Origin of the sequence: Fenollaria massiliensis, from assembly GCF_000312505.2 — a bacterium.
GTDB classification, from domain to species: domain Bacteria; phylum Bacillota; class Clostridia; order Tissierellales; family Peptoniphilaceae; genus Fenollaria; species Fenollaria massiliensis.
In genome coordinates, this window is the sequence record NZ_HG326227.1 from 61054 (window position 1) to 77696 (window position 16643).

The following is a 16643-nucleotide window of genomic DNA, read 5'->3' on the forward strand; positions in this document are numbered from 1 at the left end:
TATGCACGGAGCCAATTTTTATGATTATGATAAAAAACTCATAGATTTCAGCTCTAACATAAACGTATTTAATATGAACGAAAGACTTTTCTCAATTATCAGGGAAGATTTTGACCATGTCAATGTTTATCCTGATATAAAAGCGAGAGAAGCGATAGATAATGTAGCCACTTACTTGGCTTGTGATGCGTCTAATATTATCCTGGGCAATGGGTCTATAGAGATAATTGATAAGGCGATACACAGGGCGAGTCGAGTGGTTATTTTTGACCCTTCGTTTTACGAGTACGAGCTTAGAGCGAGTGTTTACAAAAAAGAACTGATTAGAATAAATTATAAGGATTTTAAAATAAATTTTGATGAATTAAATATTTTAAAGAAGAATGACTTACTTATACTCACTAACCCAAATAATCCTAATGGCAGATTATTAAAAAAAGAAGAACTAATTAAGGCGCAAGAAATTTGCAAAGAGCATGGTGCGACACTTTTACTTGACGAGGCCTTTATTGAGTTTACTCTGCATGATTATGACAGCATAAAATTATTTAAGGATGAAGACGTGATTATTGTAAGAGCCATGACAAAGACATTTGCTTTGCCAGGCGTGCGCTTTGGCTTTGCCTATGCGCCTAAGGATTTCAAAGACTACTACGATGAATTGAGTCTTGCTTGGTCGACTGGCTTTATACAAAATGAAGCAGCAAAATTATTGGCAAATAACGAAGAATATTTAAGTCAAACAAAAAAATATTATCAAGAAGAGAGAGCTAGATTAAAAAATTTATATAAAGATTTTAAAAATTTTGAGATGATAGATAGCGATGCGAATTTCTATTTAATTAAATTAAAAAAATATAATGACGAAGAAATGTATAAGATTATGCTAGAAAAGGGTATATTAATAAGAAGGATGCAAGGCTACAAGAATATTGGGAAAAATTACGTGCGCCTTGCGATAAGAACTCGTGAAGAGAATGATTATTTAATCGAAAAACTAAGGGAGATAGAAAATTGAAAGGCATATGCATAGCCGCAATGAACTCAAATAGCGGCAAGACAACTATAAGTTTAGCTTTGGCAAGACTGCTTGCGAATAAAAATAATAAAGTGAAGTATCTTAAGAGTGGACCCGATTTTATCGATTCAAGACTCGGCTCATTCGCATCTAAGGGGGACTATGGTAATGTTGACATCTTCATGCAAAAGAGTGGCGCAACTGAAGTAGGTGCAAGTGATGCGGACTACTGTGTTCTAGAAGGAGTCATGGGCTACCTAGACGGCATATATAATACGATGGAGGCATCAACTTATGCTAATGCAAAAGCTTTGGGACTTAAAACTGTTTTAGTACTTACACCAAAGGGCGAGATGTTTTCACTAATTGCTAAGCTAAAAGGCTTTACAGACTACGCTGATAATATTGTTGGCGTCATATTTAATAAAACACATGCAAAATTATATACGATATATAAGGATCTAGTAGAAAAAGAACTTGGCTTAGAAGTTTTTGGCAATATCGAAATGGACGAGGACTTTGTTATAGAGGACAAGGACCTTGGACTAGAACTGCCAAGTGATATCAAGGCTTTTGATGAGAAGCTTGACAGAATAGCTGCAAAATTAGAAAAAGAGATAGATTTTGAAAAACTTTTAAAATATTTCGAAGCGGCAAAGACAGAAGCAAAAAAAGATTTTCCAAAATCAAAAACTAGAGTAGCGATAGCCTATGACAAGGCATTTAATTTCTATTACAAAGAGAATATTGATTTTCTAGAAAAATATTTTAATGTGAAATATTTTTCTGTGTTAGACGAGGAAGAAGTTCCTGAAGCTGATTTACTTTACATTGGCGGAGGCAATTTAAAAGATCATTTAGAGATAATCGAAAAATCAAAATCCTTAGAAAGCATAAAAAAATATTATGATAATGGCGGAAAAATATTTACCGAAGGTGAAGCGACTTACTTTTTAGCAGAAAGCTTTAACGAGCACAAGATGCTTGGCATTATGAATGGCAAGGCTGTTAGTGAAAAAAGGCTTCATAACTTTGGTTACGCTTATCTAAAAGCACTTAGAAAGAATTTTTTATTTGATCAAGACAAAATTTTCCATTCGCAAGAATTTCATAAGAGCAGCTTAAGTGATAATGAATTTAATTTATTTAAGGTAGAAAAACCATATAGAGAAGACACTTGGACGAGCTCTTTTGCAAACGAAAGAGTCGTTGCGATTGAGCAAAACATTTCCTTTGTTCAAGATGAAGAATATTTTTATAAAAAGATAGATAGTTTAAGAGGTGAAAATGATGTATAATTACGACAACAACCCCATGAATATTGAAAACACAAGTATGGACATAATCGATAAGGAGCTTGAAGGCACTAAGTTTACTGATACCGAAAAGCTTATAGTGAAGAGAATGATTCATTCGACAGGCGATTTTGATTATAAAAACATAATTGATATAAGAAATAATTTTCTTGATGAAGCACTTGATGCGCTTAAAAATGGTGCCAAGATTTATACTGATACAAGGATGACTATGGCAGGCGTGAATGAAACTAGCTTAAAGAAGCTAAACTGCGAGATCATTAATCACATCAAGGACGACGACGTAAGGGAGCTTGCTAAAGAAAAAGGAACAACAAGAAGCTACCAAGCGATAGAGAAGACTATAGGTGAAGACATAGCCATATATTCAGTAGGCAACGCGCCAACCGCTCTATATAGAATCATAGAACTGATTAAAGAAGAAAAAATTCATCCAAAGGCAGTTATTGGTGTGCCGGTAGGCTTTGTTGGAGCTGCTGAATCAAAGGAAGCGCTTAGAGAAGTAGGCATAGCACAAATCTCGACAGTAGGCAACAAAGGCGGCTCAAACGTAGCAGCATCAATAATTAACGCGCTTTTATATATTTTATACAGAAAATGAATAAATACGATATAGTTGATGGTAAAAGCCTTAGATATGGCTACACAACAGGCACATGCGCGGCTGTTGCAACACATGCAGCGCTTATAAATCTATTGGACGCGCCAGTTAGTGAATATGATATAGACCTTCCTTGCAATGAGACTATTAATGTTGCTATCAACTCTAATGAAAAGGAGGGTGGCTACGCCATAAGCTCGGTTATAAAGGACGCTGGTGATGACCCTGATCAAACCAATGGCATAGAGATTTTTGCAAAAGTTTCTTTAAGAGATGATGGCAAGGTCATTATCAAAGGTGGCGAAGGCGTTGGCGTTTATACAAATGATTCAATTTTTGGCAAGAAAGGCGAGTACGCTATAAATAAGGTGCCAAGAGAGATGATTACAAAAGAAGTCGAGCTTTTAACTGATAAAGGCGCTGACGTTACTATATTTACGCCCATGGGTGTAGAGATTGGCAAAAAGACTTTTAATCCAAACATTGGCATTGAAGGAGGCATCTCGATAATCGGCTCTACTGGGCTAGTTAAGCCTATGAGTGAAGATGCTCTTCTTAAAACTATAAATTTAGAGATAAAAACGCTTTATCTTGATAAATGTTCGAGAGAAATCGTTCTTACGCCAGGCAGTCACGGCCTTAAAGAGGCTAATAGCATTGGTATAAAAGAAAATGTTGTTTTAACTAGTAATTACATCGGCGACTCATTAAAGATGGCTTATGAAATTGGTTTTAGAAAGATTACTCTTATTGGTCACATAGGTAAGTTTGCTAAGCTATCGATTGGTGTATTTAACACGCATTCAAAGAACGCCGATACTCGTATGGAGGCCTTTGTGTATTATTTAGCGATGATGAATAAGCCTTATGAACTCATTAAAGAGGTGGATGCCTTTATCACAGCAGAAAAATGCTACAATTATCTGTATGATGCAGGCTACAAGGATGTTTTGTGCGCTATGGAAGAGGGAAGCGAAAAACGCGTTAAAACTTATTTAAAAGATGATTCGCTTGAAGTCAGCGTAAAAGTATATTCGTTTGAAAAAGGGGTTTTAGATTGTTAATAGTTGTTGGAGTAGGACCAGGTAAAAGTGAATATATGAGCGTTAGAGCCTATAGGACTATTAAAAATGCTTCTAAGGTTTATGCGTTTAAAAGGGTCAAGGAAGAGCTTGAAGATGAATTCACTCATATAAATGAAATTTCTGTTAAAGATCTAAAAAATATTACAGAAGGCGTTTTATTATTATCTGGCGACCCATCATTTTTTGGCGCAGTTGATTATCTGAAGCGTGAGGGCATAGCCATTGATGAGGTTATTCCGTCTATAACAGCTTTTCAGTACCTAATGAGCAAGTCACAAGTTAATTGGAACGAAGCAAAAACATATTCTCTTCACGGAAGAGAGCTTGATGATGGATTCAAGACCATAGTTATGAATAATGATAAGGTTATAGTTTTATGTGACAAGGACAATAATCCAAAGGCTATAAAAAAATATTTGGACGAAAAAAATATTAAAAGAAAATTTATCGTTGGCACAAATTTATCTCAAAATGGAGAAATAATTAAGACTTACGATGCGGACGATGAGATTGATATAGAAAATAGTTTATCGGTGGTGATTATTATAAATGAAGTGGTTTAAGGACGAGGACTTCATCAGAGGTGAGGTCCCTATGACGAAGTTCATAAAGAGAAACGCAATAGTGAGTTTACTAGACGTGGGTGAAGACGACAAAGTTTTGGAGATAGGCACGGGCACTGGCAGCGTCACTTGTCAAATGGCCGCGATTTGTAAAGAGGTCACTACGATTGAAAGAAATGACGAGGCTATAGAGGTAGCGAAGAAAAATTTTGAAAAGTTCGGCCTAAATAATGTTAAGCTCATAAAGGGCAAGGCGCCTGAGGGAATGGATGGAGCTGATTTTAACAAGGTTTACATCGGCGGCTCAGGAAAAAATTTAGAGAGCATTATGGATAAGCTTGATGAAAAAAATAATTTTACTGTAATCGCTAGTTTTATTATTTTTGAAAATGCTTATGAATTTAAAGATTTACTAAAAAAGAGAAATTATAAAAACATTGATACATACATGATAAATGTGTCTAGAGCGGAGAAGCTTGAGATGATGATAGCTGAAAATCCGGTGATTATTGTGAGGGGTGAAAAGAATGATTAGTTTTGTAGGTGCAGGACCTGGGGATAGTGATTTAATTACAGTTAAGGGACTAAAATTATTAAATGCAGCGGACGTGATTATATATGCTGGCTCTTTAGTATCGAAGGATATATTATCTGGGATAAAAGAGGGCGCAAAGGTATTTGACTCAGCTAAGATGACTTTGGAAGAAGTTATAGAAGAGTTTACAAAAGCAGAGGAAGCTGGTTTAAACACGGTTAGACTACATACAGGCGACCCAAGCATATATGGAGCAATTAAGGAACAAATAGATATGCTGGACTTACTTGGATACAAATACGAAGTGATTCCAGGCGTTACAAGTGCTACAGCTGCTTGCGCTAGAATAGCTAAGGAATTCACTCTACCTGAAGTTAGTCAAACGCTCATCATCACTCGCATGGAGGGAAGGACTAAGGTTCCTGAGACTGAAAAACTAGCCGAGCTAGCTAAGCACAAGACATCTATGGCAATCTATCTTTCGGCTTCACTAACAGAAAAGGTTCAAGAGGCTTTACTTGAAGGCTATGAAGATCCAAATACGCCCGTAGTTATCGCATATAAAGCGACATGGGCAGATGAAAAAATTATTTATACAAACATTGCAAATCTTGTTAAAGATGCCAAAGAGCACAAGATTACTAAGCACGCACTAATACTTGTTGGTAATTTTATTAATGCTCATTACGAAAGAAGTAAACTTTATGATCCAAGCTTCTCGACTGAGTATAGAAAAGCACATGAATAAGATTATTATCACTTACACCGAGGCCGGTCTTGCTATAGCAAAAACCATAGCTTCTAGCTTTGATGCAGAAATTTTTTATAAAGATAAAAATATTGATAAAGTTTTAGAAAAAGAATGGTCTTCAATTGAAACAATAATTTTCATTAGCGCTACTGGCATAGCGGTTCGTAAAATTGCTCATTTAATAAAGGATAAGTACACAGATCCAGCAGTTCTTGTGATTGACGACAAGGCAAAGCATGTTATATCGCTTCTTTCTGGGCACATAGGCGGGGCAAATGAACTTGCCATAGATATTGCTAAGACCATAGGCGCAGAGCCTGTCATAACAACAGCCTCAGACAATAGAGGTCTAGAAGCGCTTGACATTTATTTAAGAGACAATGATTTTGCATATAACTCAAGAGAAGCTCTTACAATAATTATGGGTGCCATAGTAAATAATAAAAAAATTTATCTAGATGCAGATGATTTTGATTTTAAATATGAAAAGTTCACGAACGATAGAAGTGAAGCAGACTACGCCATAATCCAAGATGAAGGCTATATGATAAATGATGATAAAAATACTCTTTATATCATAAAGAAAAAATACAATATGGGCATAGGACTAAGACGAGGCACGGACTTTGCTGTTTTAGAAAAAGCTTTTCAAGAAATTCTTAAAGAGATGGACATAAATCCAAAGGCAATTAAGCGTTTTGGCTCAATCGATATAAAAAAAGACGAAGAGGCACTTCTAGAGCTTTGCAAAAAATATGATAGAGAGCTAATTTTTATACAGCAGATGAACTTAACAAGGTAGATGTCTCGGAAAAGTCTGATTTTGTTAAGAAGATTACAGGTGCTTACTCAGTTAGTGAGGCGGCGGCGAAACTACTTGGCGGCAAAATTATTTTAACAAAAAAGATTATCGATTCAATAACATTTTCAATTACGGAGGAGATATAAAATGAATAAATTATATGTTGTGGGCATAGGACCCGGTTCAAAAGAAAATATGACTTTTAAGGCAGTGGACGCGATTAAAGAAGCGGATACAATAGTCGCATACACAAAGTACCTTGATTATGTAGAGGACTTTATAGCTGGCAAAGAAATTATCAAAACTGGCATGACTGGCGAAAAAGAAAGATGTCAGCTTGCTATCGATGAGTACAATAAAGGCAAGACTGTTGCCATTATTTCAACAGGCGACTCAGGTCTATATGGCATGGCTGGTCTTGTTTATGAAATAGATTCAAGTATAAATATCGAGGTAGTTCCTGGCGTGAGCGCTGCGTTCTCGTCAGCGAGCGTTGTTGGCGCGCCTTTAATGCATGACACAGCTTTAATCAGCTTATCAGACCTACTTACTGATTGGGATCTTATTCTAAAGAGGGTTAGGAACTGCGCTGATGCTGACATGGTTATCGCTCTATATAATCCAAAGAGCAAAAAGAGAGTAGATAACTTAAAAGAAGCACTTGATATAATTAGAGAATATAGAGATGCATCGACACCTATTGCCATGGTTAAAAACGCTCTAAGAGAAGGCATGGACTATAAAATCGGTACGCTTGCTGACGTTGATTATGATTTCTGCGAGATGAATACTACTGTCATCATTGGCAATAGCCAAAGCTATATTAAGAATGGCAAGTTCATTACGCCTAGGGGATACAAGCTATGATACTGATCATAGGCGGAACAAGCGAAGGCGAAGAGATATACGAAAGACTTAAGGACAAGTACGAATTATATCTATCGGTAGCAACAGAGAGCGGAAAAAAACTTTATGCATCAAAGGATTTAATCATGGGCAGGATGAATAAGGACGGATTTAAAGATTTTATCAAAAAAATAATATTGACATGATTATAGATGCTTCACATCCATTCGCAGTTGAGGTAACTAAGAACGCTTCAGAGGCAGCGAAAGAGATGAATATAAGCTACCTTCGTTATGCGAGAAGCGTTTTGGACTACGAAGAAAAGGATAATATAGTTAGAGTGCCATCATATGAGGCGGCTTTTAAATATATTGACACGTTAAAAGATAAGGAAGAAAATTTTTTATTCACGACTGGTTCGAACAGGATAAAAGATTTTGAAAAAGTGAAGGGCAAGAATAGATTTATCTATAGAGTCTTACCGAGTGCTGAGAGCATAAAGATTTGCGACGACAATCATATCGAAATGAAAAACATCATTGCTCAGATGGGTCCATTCACACTTGAAGAAAATGTCGCTTTGATCAATAGGTACGATATAAAATATTTAGTTAGTAAAGAAAGCGGCAAGGTAGGCGGAACTGACGCTAAACTTGATGCTTGTTTACAAACAAATATTATTTGTGTTATAATTACAAGAGAAGAAGAAAATGCTATACATAGCATAGATGAATTAATTAATTACGTGGAGGCTAATTATGGAAGATTCATATAGATTTTTTAATAACAAGAAATGTGCTTACATGCCTTGCCATAAAGTTGATAACACTGAGGATTTTAACTGCTTGTTCTGTTATTGTCCTTTATATCTAATGGAAGAGTGTGGCGGCAATTATAAGATGGCAGCTGGTATTAAGGACTGCTCTGACTGTTTATTACCTCATAGACCAAAGGGTTATGATTATATAATAAAAAAGTTTAGAGAGTACAATCAAAAAAAGGCAGAAGAATATATCGCAAATCTTGAAAAAGAAATGAATAAAGACAATGATTAAGCTTGTTTTAGGCGGAGCAAGAAGCGGTAAGAGTGAATTTGCTGAAGATATTTATAAGGGTGTCGATGACGTGACATATATAGCTACTGCTAAAGCCATTGACAAAGAATTTGCAAATAGAATTGCACTTCATAAAAAAAGGCGCAATACTAAGTGGACTACCATAGAAGCTTATGATAATTTTGCGTCCATCGATATGAAGACTAAATACTATTTTCTTGACGATGTGACAAATATGCTCACAAACATACTTTTTGATCACGTTAAAGATAGAGATATTACTGATGAAGATGCAAGTTTAGTAGAAAAACTTGTGATAGATGAATTTGCAGTTTTATTTAAAAATATAAAAGAAATGGATGCTGATTTAATTATCGTTTCATCAGAGCTTGGTGCAGGACTTGTGCCAGAAGCAAAATTATCGAGACTATTTAGAGATATGCACGGAAAAATCAATCAATACATCGCTAAAAATGCGGACGAGGTTTATTACGTTATCGCGTCCATAGGAGTGAAGATAAAGTGAAGGGACTAATACTAGCCTTGCAATTCTTAACTAGAGTGCCAATAAATATAGGAATTGATTTTAATAAGAAAAACATAGGAGCAATGCTATGTTTCTTTCCTTTTGTTGGCTTAATTATAGCTTTATTCACATTTATTCCGACAATATTTTTGCGTGATAAAATATCCATGGATTTACTTGCATTACTAAATATAATTTTTTATCTGGCTATAACAGGCGCGCTGCACATGGATGGTCTATCCGATACAGCCGATGCCTTTTTATCAAATAGAAGCAAGGACAGAATGAAGGCCATAATGAAGGATTCTACAGTCGGTACTTTTGGCGTAATAAGCATAGTCATAGTACTTGCTGCGAAATTTTTTGCTTTTAGAGAGCTGGCGCTTCAAGGCTTTAAATGGGACTACATATTTATATTTATTTACTCAAAAACACTTGCGATGAATGCTTTTATCTACTTTAAAAGCGCTGATAGCAGCACTTTGTTCAAGACATTTAAAGATAGCAAAAATATTTTTCTAATAAATTTTATGAATTTTGTAATTATAGTAGCTAGCATTTTATTTGATTACAAAGTTTTAATGTATTTAATTATCGAAGCAATAATTTTTATAATATTATATATAATTTCACTTAAGAAAATAGATGGCGCGACAGGAGATGTTATTGGCGCAGCCATAGAATTATCGGAAACAGTGAATTTATTCATCATATAGGGGGTAATATGAAATTTTATTTAATAAGACATGGCGAATCAGAAGACAATTTAAAAAAGATCACATCACGCGTCGATACTAAATTATCGGCTAATGGCAAAGCTCAGGTAAAGACCTTAAGAGATGAGTACAAAGATATTAGCGATAAAAAAGTTATTGTATCAAATTTACTCAGAGCGCAAGAGACAGCTGATCTACTCGGTGTTAAGTCATACGAAATTGATGAGAGGGTTAGGGAGATAGATTTAGGCGAGTTTCAAGGACATTCATTCGATGAACTTGAGATACTTTATCCTGAAGAGACAAAGAAGCGCTTTGAGGAGCCATTTACATTTAAGTTTCCTGGCGGCGAATCATTCACTGATCTAAGGAAGCGCGCAGAAGAATTTTATGAAGAGAAGTCAAAGCTTGATGAGGATATAGTTGTTATATCGCACGAGGGCTTTATCAAGACTATATTGTCCATAGTTATCGGCAAGAAAGAAGCTTATTATAATTTTAAGATAGAAAACGCTAGAATATGCGAAATTGAAGTTATAGATGGCTTTCCTATCATTAATAAACTAAATTACGGAGATTAAAATGGAAGCACAAACAAAATTATTTGAAAATAAAAAAATTGGGGGATTAAATCAAACACAGCTTAAGTTTATAGCGATACTGTCAATGCTTGTTGACCATTTAGTATACGGGATTTTTGAAGTGGGCTTGTATCAAAATATAATCAGCGCTGCAAACATCACCATTGGCGGATCGTACGTAACAGGCGAGATGATGGATAAAATTCACTTCTTTGGTAGGATAGTGATTGGCAGGATTGCCTTTCCATTATTTTGTTTTTTCATAGTTCAAGGCTTTATGCATACAAGAAACAGAATGAAATATGCACTAAGATTATTTATATTCGCTTTTATTTCAGAAGTGCCATTTGACCTAGTAAGTTCAAACACAATTTTTGATCCAAACTATCAAAACGTATTCTTTACATTATTTTTAGGCTTAGCAGCACTTATCATCATAGAAAAATTTGCAAATCAGCCATTTATAAGGATAGCTGGCGTATTACTTTGTATATTTGCAGCCAAATTTTTAAGAACTGATTATGATATATTTGGTGTAATTTTAATAATACTAATGTATTTTGTGAGATTCAATAAATTCCAAAACTTAATGGTTGGTATGTCAACACGCTTCTTCTATGGCTTTTATTATCAAATGACAGCCTTCGTACTAATGTATTTATATAATGGAGAAAGGGGAAAGGGTTTTAAATATTTCTTCTATGCATTCTACCCAGTTCATTTATTATTAATTTATTTCTTAAGAATGTATATAGCAAAAAACCCGATAGCAATATTCTAATGAAAAAGACGATAATTTTAATTGTAATAGCTATGCTAATAAGCCTTGCTTCACCTAGGCTCATGGCTGAGGAAGCTATCAAAACTATAAATATTAAATCAGCTAAATTTGAAAATAATAAAATCGAGATTGAAATCGATACTAATGAAGCTTATCAAAATTTGGAGCTTGACTACAAAATAGATAATCGCAAATGGCTTAGCGATGATTTTGACAATCTTATCACACTTGAATATAAAGAAAAAACTCGCAAATATGTACACAGTTTTAAAGAGGAAATAAAATTTTCTAAGAGCCTTGAAATTAGAATAAGACCTATAATAAATGCTAAAAAAGGTGATTTTTCAAACGTTATTATTTTTAACTATATTCTAAATGCGAAAAATTATGATTCGTGGGCGGCTGATTTTATTCATAAAGCAGATACACTTGGCTTGGTAACTGAGTCGATGAGAGAGGATATGAGCTCTAGTGCGACTAGACTTGAATTTATTGAATCACTAATCAAGGCGCTTGAGTACAAAAAGACAATTAAGGATTTTGAAAAAGAAGAAGTCAATGACACAAAATCCATTGCCGTGAAGAAAGCATATAAATTAAATTTATTAACTTATAATAAGGATAAAACTTTTGGACCAGATAGAAAAATTACAAGAGAAGAAGTAGCTGTAATCTTGGATAAACTCTCTAGCATAATCAAGGCGGAAGACAAGTTTGAGAATAAACTTAAATACGATGATGCGAGCAAATGGGCTCTTAGCGCAATTGATAGCGTTATTAAAAAGGGTATGCTTCTTGGCGATACAAAAGAAAGATTTAACCCAAAAAAGAATATGACAAGACAGGAAGTTTTAGTCACAGTTCTTAGATTAATTGAGATATAATTTTAACTGCTGAGCCATGTGCCAGCAGTTTTCTATATTATTTATAGATTTTTATCGTGTTGACAATTATATTTATCAAGTGTATAATATTTATTAGAGATTATTTTTTGGAGGTTATTATGAAAAAAATATTAATTTCATTACTATTAGCAATATCATTACTTAGCGTTGCTTGCTCAGTACCTAGCACTAAACAAGCAGAGAAGAAGACTGAAACTGCTAGTGAAGAAAAAACAGAAGAAAAAGATAAAGCTGATGATAAGGCTGAAGAAAAAGATGACAAAAAAGAAGCTGGAGATATGAAGGACAAGGTAAATATCAAGTATTTTGACGAATTTAAAGATGATGAAGTCCTTGCTATAGCAAATGTTACTTATAACAATGACAAGGAAGATTTATTTGCCGCATACAATGTAAAAGAATTACGTCTTAGCGAGAATGACGATGCTAAAGAATATCTAATCATACCGAAGGATGACAAGACTGATCTTGTGATTAAGTCAAGTGACTCTGATGGAGATGGTGAGTCATTTACTTTAGGTAAAAAATTTGGACTAAAGCTAGCTATATCAGATAGCGATCTTGATAAGTTCGTATTTACTGTTAAGAATGGCGATAAGACTAAGGACTTTAGCTTGAAGCTTAAAGAAGATGGAAGCTTAGACTTAGATAAAGAAATAATGGAGGTTGTATTTAAATAATGAAAGATAAAACCAAGGGTATATTATGTATGATAGCATCTGCATTAGCATTTTCACTAATGCAGATAGCTGTTAAACTTACATCAGAAGGTGTAAGCATATTTTTACAAGTTGTTTTTAGAAATTTCTTATTGTCAATATTTAGCATTGTAATGCTTAAAAAACATGGAGAAAGTCTAGTTCCTGTAAAAGAACATAGAGTTGCTCTATTTTTTAGAGGCTTTTTAGGTTTATTCGGTGCAGTTATGTATTTTTATGCGACAAAGAATTTGCCAACAGCAAATGCAGCTATTTTACAAAAGAGTTCACCTTTCTTTGTAATGATATTTGCGGCGATATTCTTAAATGAAAAATTAACAAGATTTCATATCATGTCTCTAGTCGTTGCTTTTATTGGAGCCTACTTAGTAACAAATCCATCGGGTAATTACAATCTAATTCCAGCACTATCAGGTATATTCTCAGCAATTTTCGCAGCAGGAGCATATACTATAATAGGCTCGCTTGGAAAAACTGAGAACCCATATAGAATTATGCTTGCTTTTGGCGCAGTTACGTGTGCTTGCTTAATTGTACCTTTAGTACTAACATATAAGAGCCCACTTCCAATTGATTGGTTATGGTTAGTCCTTATAGGCGTATTTGGAGGCTTAGGTCAATATTTATTAACAATTGCATATCTATATGCACCAGCAGGCGAGGTAAGTATATATAACTACACATCAGTTATTTTCTCAGCGATACTTGGATTTATAATCTTTAGAGACAAGATTGAACCTATAGAATATATAGGCATAGTTTTAATTTTAATGTCAGCTGTAATACTATTCTTATATAATCAAAAGAACCTTGGACGCTTAAAAAAACAAAAAATTAAAAAATTTAAAAAAACTATTGACAAAGATGGATAATAGTTGTATAATAAACGAGTGCTTGATGAGATTAGGCACTTACTAAATAATAGATAAAAGAAATTAATAAAATGTAAAGATTTTTTAAAAAAGGTCTTGACAAGCTTTCTTTTATTTGTTATAATAGCAAAGTACTTGTTAAGAGAACTGACTAGTTTGGCTGAACATAGTAAGTGATCTTAATTCCAGAGATATGGTGGGTATAGCCTAGTTGGTTAGGGCGCCAGATTGTGGCTCTGGAGGTCATGAGTTCGAATCTCATTATCCACCCCATAATTTTTTTAAAATTTGGTCCATTAGCTCAGCCGGCCAGAGCACCTGACTTTTAATCAGGGTGTCCCGCGTTCGAGTCGCGGATGGATCACCAACATGCGGGAGTGGCGGAATTGGCAGACGCGCTAGACTTAGGATCTAGTGTCAACGACGTGGGGGTTCAAGTCCTCTTTCCCGCACCAAAAGAAGTGTTCGCACTTCTTTTTTTTATACATAAATTACGTTTTACTAATCCATTGAAATAATCATGTCAAAGCCATTACTATAAACATGATTAATAAACTATCGGCATCTATAGCTCAGTGGATAGAGCAGCTGACTCCGGATCAGCAGGTCAAAGGTTCGACTCCTTTTAGATGCGCCAAAAAATTCTTGACAAAGCAAAGTCTTTGTGATACTATATAATAAATTAATATTTAAAGATAATGAGAGGAAGAGTAGTATACTTAAGCTTATCAAGAGAGGGAATGCTGGCTGTGATTTTCCTATAAGCACTTATATGAAGACTAACCTTGAATCGGATCCGAAAGGAATCACGGAGTTGAGCACGTTATAGCTCTAGAAAAGAAGTAATTAGGGTGGAACCACGGTCTCATCGTCCCTTGAGGGATGGTGGGCTTTTTTTATTTCACCATTAATATTATAGGAGGTAAAAATGTCAAAAATTAATGTAACACTACCTGACGGCTCAAGTAGAGAGTATGAAAAAGGAGTCAAACTTTATGATGTGTGCAAAGACATATCAGAAGTATTATTAAGAGATGTATTAGGAGCCGTTGTTAATGGCACAACAATGGGTTTACAAGAAACGCTAGAAGAAGATAGTAAAGTAAAATTTGTTAAATTTGAAGACAAAGAAGGTAAGGCTATATTTTGGCATACATCAGCCCATCTTATGGCTTATGCAATACAAAGATTATACAAGGACGTTAAATTCGCGATAGGTCCATCAATTGACGATGGTTTTTACTATGACTTCGATACAGAACATAGATTTGTTCCAGAAGATTTTGAAAAGATAGAAAAAGAAATGACTGCCATAGTTAAAGAAGGCGGTATTCTTGAAAGATATGAAATGCCTAGGAATGAAGCGATTGAGCACTTCAAGAAACTTGGTGAAAAATATAAAGTAGAATTAATCGAAGACCTTCCAGAAGATGCTCATATTTCATTCTACAAATTAGGTGACTTCGTTGACCTATGCAAAGGACCACACCTTTATGACATCTCAAAGATTAAAGCATTTAAACTACTTTCAATTGCAGGCGCTTATTGGAGAGGAGACGAGCACAATGAAATGCTTCAAAGAATTTATGCTGTATCCTTCCCTAAGAAGAAGATGCTTGATGAGCATTTAGCAAGACTTGAAGAAGCAAAGCTTAGAGACCACAGAAAGATTGGCAAGGAGATGGATTTATTCAGCATGCATGACGAAGGACCAGGCTTCCCATTCTTCCATCCAAATGGAATGGTCGTTAGAAACGAGCTTTTATCATGGTGGAGAGATGTTTTAGCTAAGAATGGTTATGGCGAAATTTTAACACCTATCATCTTAAATGAAGACCTATGGCACAGAAGCGGTCACTGGGATCACTATAAAGAAAATATGTACTTTACTAAGATAGATGATAAAGATTATGCAATCAAACCAATGAACTGCCCAGGCTCAACTATAGTATACGCAAACAGCCAACACTCATACAAAGAGCTTCCAATCAGACTTTCTGAGTTTGGTCAAGTACACAGACACGAACTTTCTGGTACATTACACGGATTATTCAGAGTAAGAACATTTACTCAAGACGACGCTCACGTATATTGCTTGCCATCACAAGTTGAAGACGAAGTATTTAAGATGATAGACCTAGCAGACTATTTATACAGCACATTCGGTTTCAAATACTCAGTTGAATTATCAACAAGACCTGATGATTTCATGGGCGAGATAGAAACTTGGAATATAGCTGAAGCGGCACTTAAGTCAGCACTTGAAAAGAGAGGTATTAAATACACTATAAACGAAGGTGACGGCGCTTTCTATGGACCAAAGATTGACTTCCACTTAGAGGACGCTATAGGAAGAACTTGGCAATGCGGAACTATTCAGCTAGATTTCCAAATGCCAATTAACTTCGATTTAACATATATCGATGAAAACGGCGAAAAGAAGAGACCAGTTATGCTTCACAGAGCTTTATTTGGCTCATTAGAAAGATTCTTAGGAATACTTATCGAACAATTTATCGGTAAGTTCCCACTATGGCTTGCACCAGTACAAGTAAAGATATTATCAATATCAGAAAAGTTCAACGACTATGCAAAATCTGTTTACGATGAACTAAAATCAAAGGGATACAGAGTTGTTCTTGATGATAGAAATGAAAAGATTGGCAAGAAGATAAGAGAAGCACAAGTTGAAAAAGTTGAGTATATGTTAATAATAGGTGAAGAAGAAGTTAATACAAATACAGTTACTATTAGACATAGAGACTTAGGAGATCAAGGAAAAGTATCATTAGATGACTTTATCGCTAGAATAAAAAAAGAAATCGATACTAAAGAAATTGTAAAAAAAGAAGATAAATAATATACTACTAAAGTATGAAAATTAAGAAAAAATTAAAAAATTTATTTGATAATCAAGGGAAATTTAAGATTTTCCTTGATTTTTTTGTGATTTTATTATATAATATCTAAT

General features: G+C 34.7%; 17 protein-coding genes, 4 tRNA genes and 2 pseudogenes. All 23 read left to right on the forward strand.

From position 1 onward, the window contains the following. Position 1 precedes the first annotated feature (1 nt). A complete protein-coding gene (locus BN30_RS06025) occupies positions 2 to 1018 on the forward strand; it encodes a pyridoxal phosphate-dependent aminotransferase (protein ID WP_019214609.1) in 1017 nt (338 codons plus the stop codon). Then, positions 1015 to 2316, forward strand: a complete 1302-nt coding sequence (locus BN30_RS06030) for a cobyrinic acid a,c-diamide synthase CobB (protein ID WP_019214610.1) — start codon at positions 1015 to 1017, stop codon at positions 2314 to 2316. The genes BN30_RS06025 and BN30_RS06030 overlap by 4 nt, the downstream gene beginning before the upstream one ends. Continuing rightward, positions 2306 to 2935: a precorrin-8X methylmutase gene (locus BN30_RS06035; protein ID WP_019214611.1), complete on the forward strand. Its 630-nt coding sequence runs from the start codon at positions 2306 to 2308 to the stop codon at positions 2933 to 2935. The genes BN30_RS06030 and BN30_RS06035 overlap by 11 nt, the downstream gene beginning before the upstream one ends. After that, positions 2932 to 3999, forward strand: a complete 1068-nt coding sequence (cbiD, locus tag BN30_RS06040; protein ID WP_019214612.1) for a cobalt-precorrin-5B (C(1))-methyltransferase CbiD — start codon at positions 2932 to 2934, stop codon at positions 3997 to 3999. The genes BN30_RS06035 and cbiD overlap by 4 nt, the downstream gene beginning before the upstream one ends. After that, positions 3993 to 4583, forward strand: coding sequence for a precorrin-6y C5,15-methyltransferase (decarboxylating) subunit CbiE (gene cbiE / locus BN30_RS06045; protein ID WP_019214613.1), 591 nt, complete (start codon positions 3993 to 3995; stop codon positions 4581 to 4583). The genes cbiD and cbiE overlap by 7 nt, the downstream gene beginning before the upstream one ends. A gap of 31 nt (positions 4584 to 4614) precedes the next feature. Beyond that, positions 4615 to 5118 carry a bifunctional cobalt-precorrin-7 (C(5))-methyltransferase/cobalt-precorrin-6B (C(15))-methyltransferase gene (locus BN30_RS06050; RefSeq protein WP_195890978.1) on the forward strand — a complete coding sequence of 168 codons (504 nt, stop codon included), beginning with the start codon at positions 4615 to 4617 and terminating at the stop codon, positions 5116 to 5118. Beyond that, the gene (gene cobM, locus BN30_RS06055; protein ID WP_019214615.1) at positions 5111 to 5866 is read left to right on the forward strand and encodes a precorrin-4 C(11)-methyltransferase; all 756 of its coding nucleotides are present in this window, start codon (positions 5111 to 5113) and stop codon (positions 5864 to 5866) included. The genes BN30_RS06050 and cobM overlap by 8 nt, the downstream gene beginning before the upstream one ends. After that, positions 5859 to 6817 (forward strand): annotated as a pseudogene (locus BN30_RS09210) (cobalt-precorrin 5A hydrolase). The gene cobM and the pseudogene BN30_RS09210 overlap by 8 nt, the downstream one beginning before the upstream one ends. 1 nt (position 6818) lies before the next feature. Next, a complete protein-coding gene (cobJ, locus tag BN30_RS06065) occupies positions 6819 to 7538 on the forward strand; it encodes a precorrin-3B C(17)-methyltransferase (RefSeq protein ID WP_019214616.1) in 720 nt (239 codons plus the stop codon). Next, a pseudogene (cobK, locus tag BN30_RS06075) lies at positions 7535 to 8292 on the forward strand (precorrin-6A reductase). Before cobJ ends, cobK begins: the two are co-directional and overlap by 4 nt. Continuing rightward, positions 8276 to 8572 (forward strand): cysteine-rich small domain-containing protein, encoded by a 297-nt coding sequence (locus BN30_RS06080; RefSeq protein ID WP_019214619.1) that lies wholly within the window; start codon positions 8276 to 8278, stop codon positions 8570 to 8572. The pseudogene cobK and the gene BN30_RS06080 overlap by 17 nt, the downstream one beginning before the upstream one ends. Continuing rightward, on the forward strand, positions 8565 to 9098 hold the full coding sequence (gene cobU, locus BN30_RS06085; RefSeq protein WP_019214620.1) for a bifunctional adenosylcobinamide kinase/adenosylcobinamide-phosphate guanylyltransferase: 534 nt from the start codon (positions 8565 to 8567) through the stop codon (positions 9096 to 9098). The genes BN30_RS06080 and cobU overlap by 8 nt, the downstream gene beginning before the upstream one ends. Beyond that, positions 9095 to 9814: an adenosylcobinamide-GDP ribazoletransferase gene (gene cobS / locus BN30_RS06090; RefSeq protein ID WP_019214621.1), complete on the forward strand. Its 720-nt coding sequence runs from the start codon at positions 9095 to 9097 to the stop codon at positions 9812 to 9814. Before cobU ends, cobS begins: the two co-directional genes overlap by 4 nt. An 8-nt stretch (positions 9815 to 9822) precedes the next feature. Continuing rightward, on the forward strand, positions 9823 to 10395 hold the full coding sequence (locus BN30_RS06095) for a histidine phosphatase family protein (RefSeq protein ID WP_019214622.1): 573 nt from the start codon (positions 9823 to 9825) through the stop codon (positions 10393 to 10395). Between the two features lies 1 nt (position 10396). Next, positions 10397 to 11176: a TraX family protein gene (locus BN30_RS09215; RefSeq protein WP_019214623.1), complete on the forward strand. Its 780-nt coding sequence runs from the start codon at positions 10397 to 10399 to the stop codon at positions 11174 to 11176. Next, positions 11176 to 12060 carry an S-layer homology domain-containing protein gene (locus BN30_RS06105; RefSeq protein WP_019214624.1) on the forward strand — a complete coding sequence of 295 codons (885 nt, stop codon included), beginning with the start codon at positions 11176 to 11178 and terminating at the stop codon, positions 12058 to 12060. Before BN30_RS09215 ends, BN30_RS06105 begins: the two co-directional genes overlap by 1 nt. 119 nt (positions 12061 to 12179) lie before the next feature. Then, positions 12180 to 12761, forward strand: coding sequence for a hypothetical protein (locus BN30_RS06110; protein ID WP_019214625.1), 582 nt, complete (start codon positions 12180 to 12182; stop codon positions 12759 to 12761). Further along, positions 12761 to 13672 carry a DMT family transporter gene (locus BN30_RS09220; RefSeq protein ID WP_019214626.1) on the forward strand — a complete coding sequence of 304 codons (912 nt, stop codon included), beginning with the start codon at positions 12761 to 12763 and terminating at the stop codon, positions 13670 to 13672. The genes BN30_RS06110 and BN30_RS09220 overlap by 1 nt, the downstream gene beginning before the upstream one ends. A gap of 196 nt (positions 13673 to 13868) precedes the next feature. Then, a tRNA-His gene (locus tag BN30_RS06120) sits at positions 13869 to 13945 on the forward strand. A 17-nt stretch (positions 13946 to 13962) separates the two neighbouring features. Next, positions 13963 to 14039, forward strand: a tRNA-Lys gene (locus BN30_RS06125). Between the two features lie 4 nt (positions 14040 to 14043). Further along, positions 14044 to 14127, forward strand: a tRNA-Leu gene (locus BN30_RS06130). Positions 14128 to 14233: 106 nt separating this feature from the next. After that, a tRNA-Arg gene (locus BN30_RS06135) sits at positions 14234 to 14309 on the forward strand. Between the two features lie 291 nt (positions 14310 to 14600). Further along, positions 14601 to 16532 carry a threonine--tRNA ligase gene (thrS, locus tag BN30_RS06140; protein WP_019214627.1) on the forward strand — a complete coding sequence of 644 codons (1932 nt, stop codon included), beginning with the start codon at positions 14601 to 14603 and terminating at the stop codon, positions 16530 to 16532. Positions 16533 to 16643 lie beyond the last annotated feature (111 nt).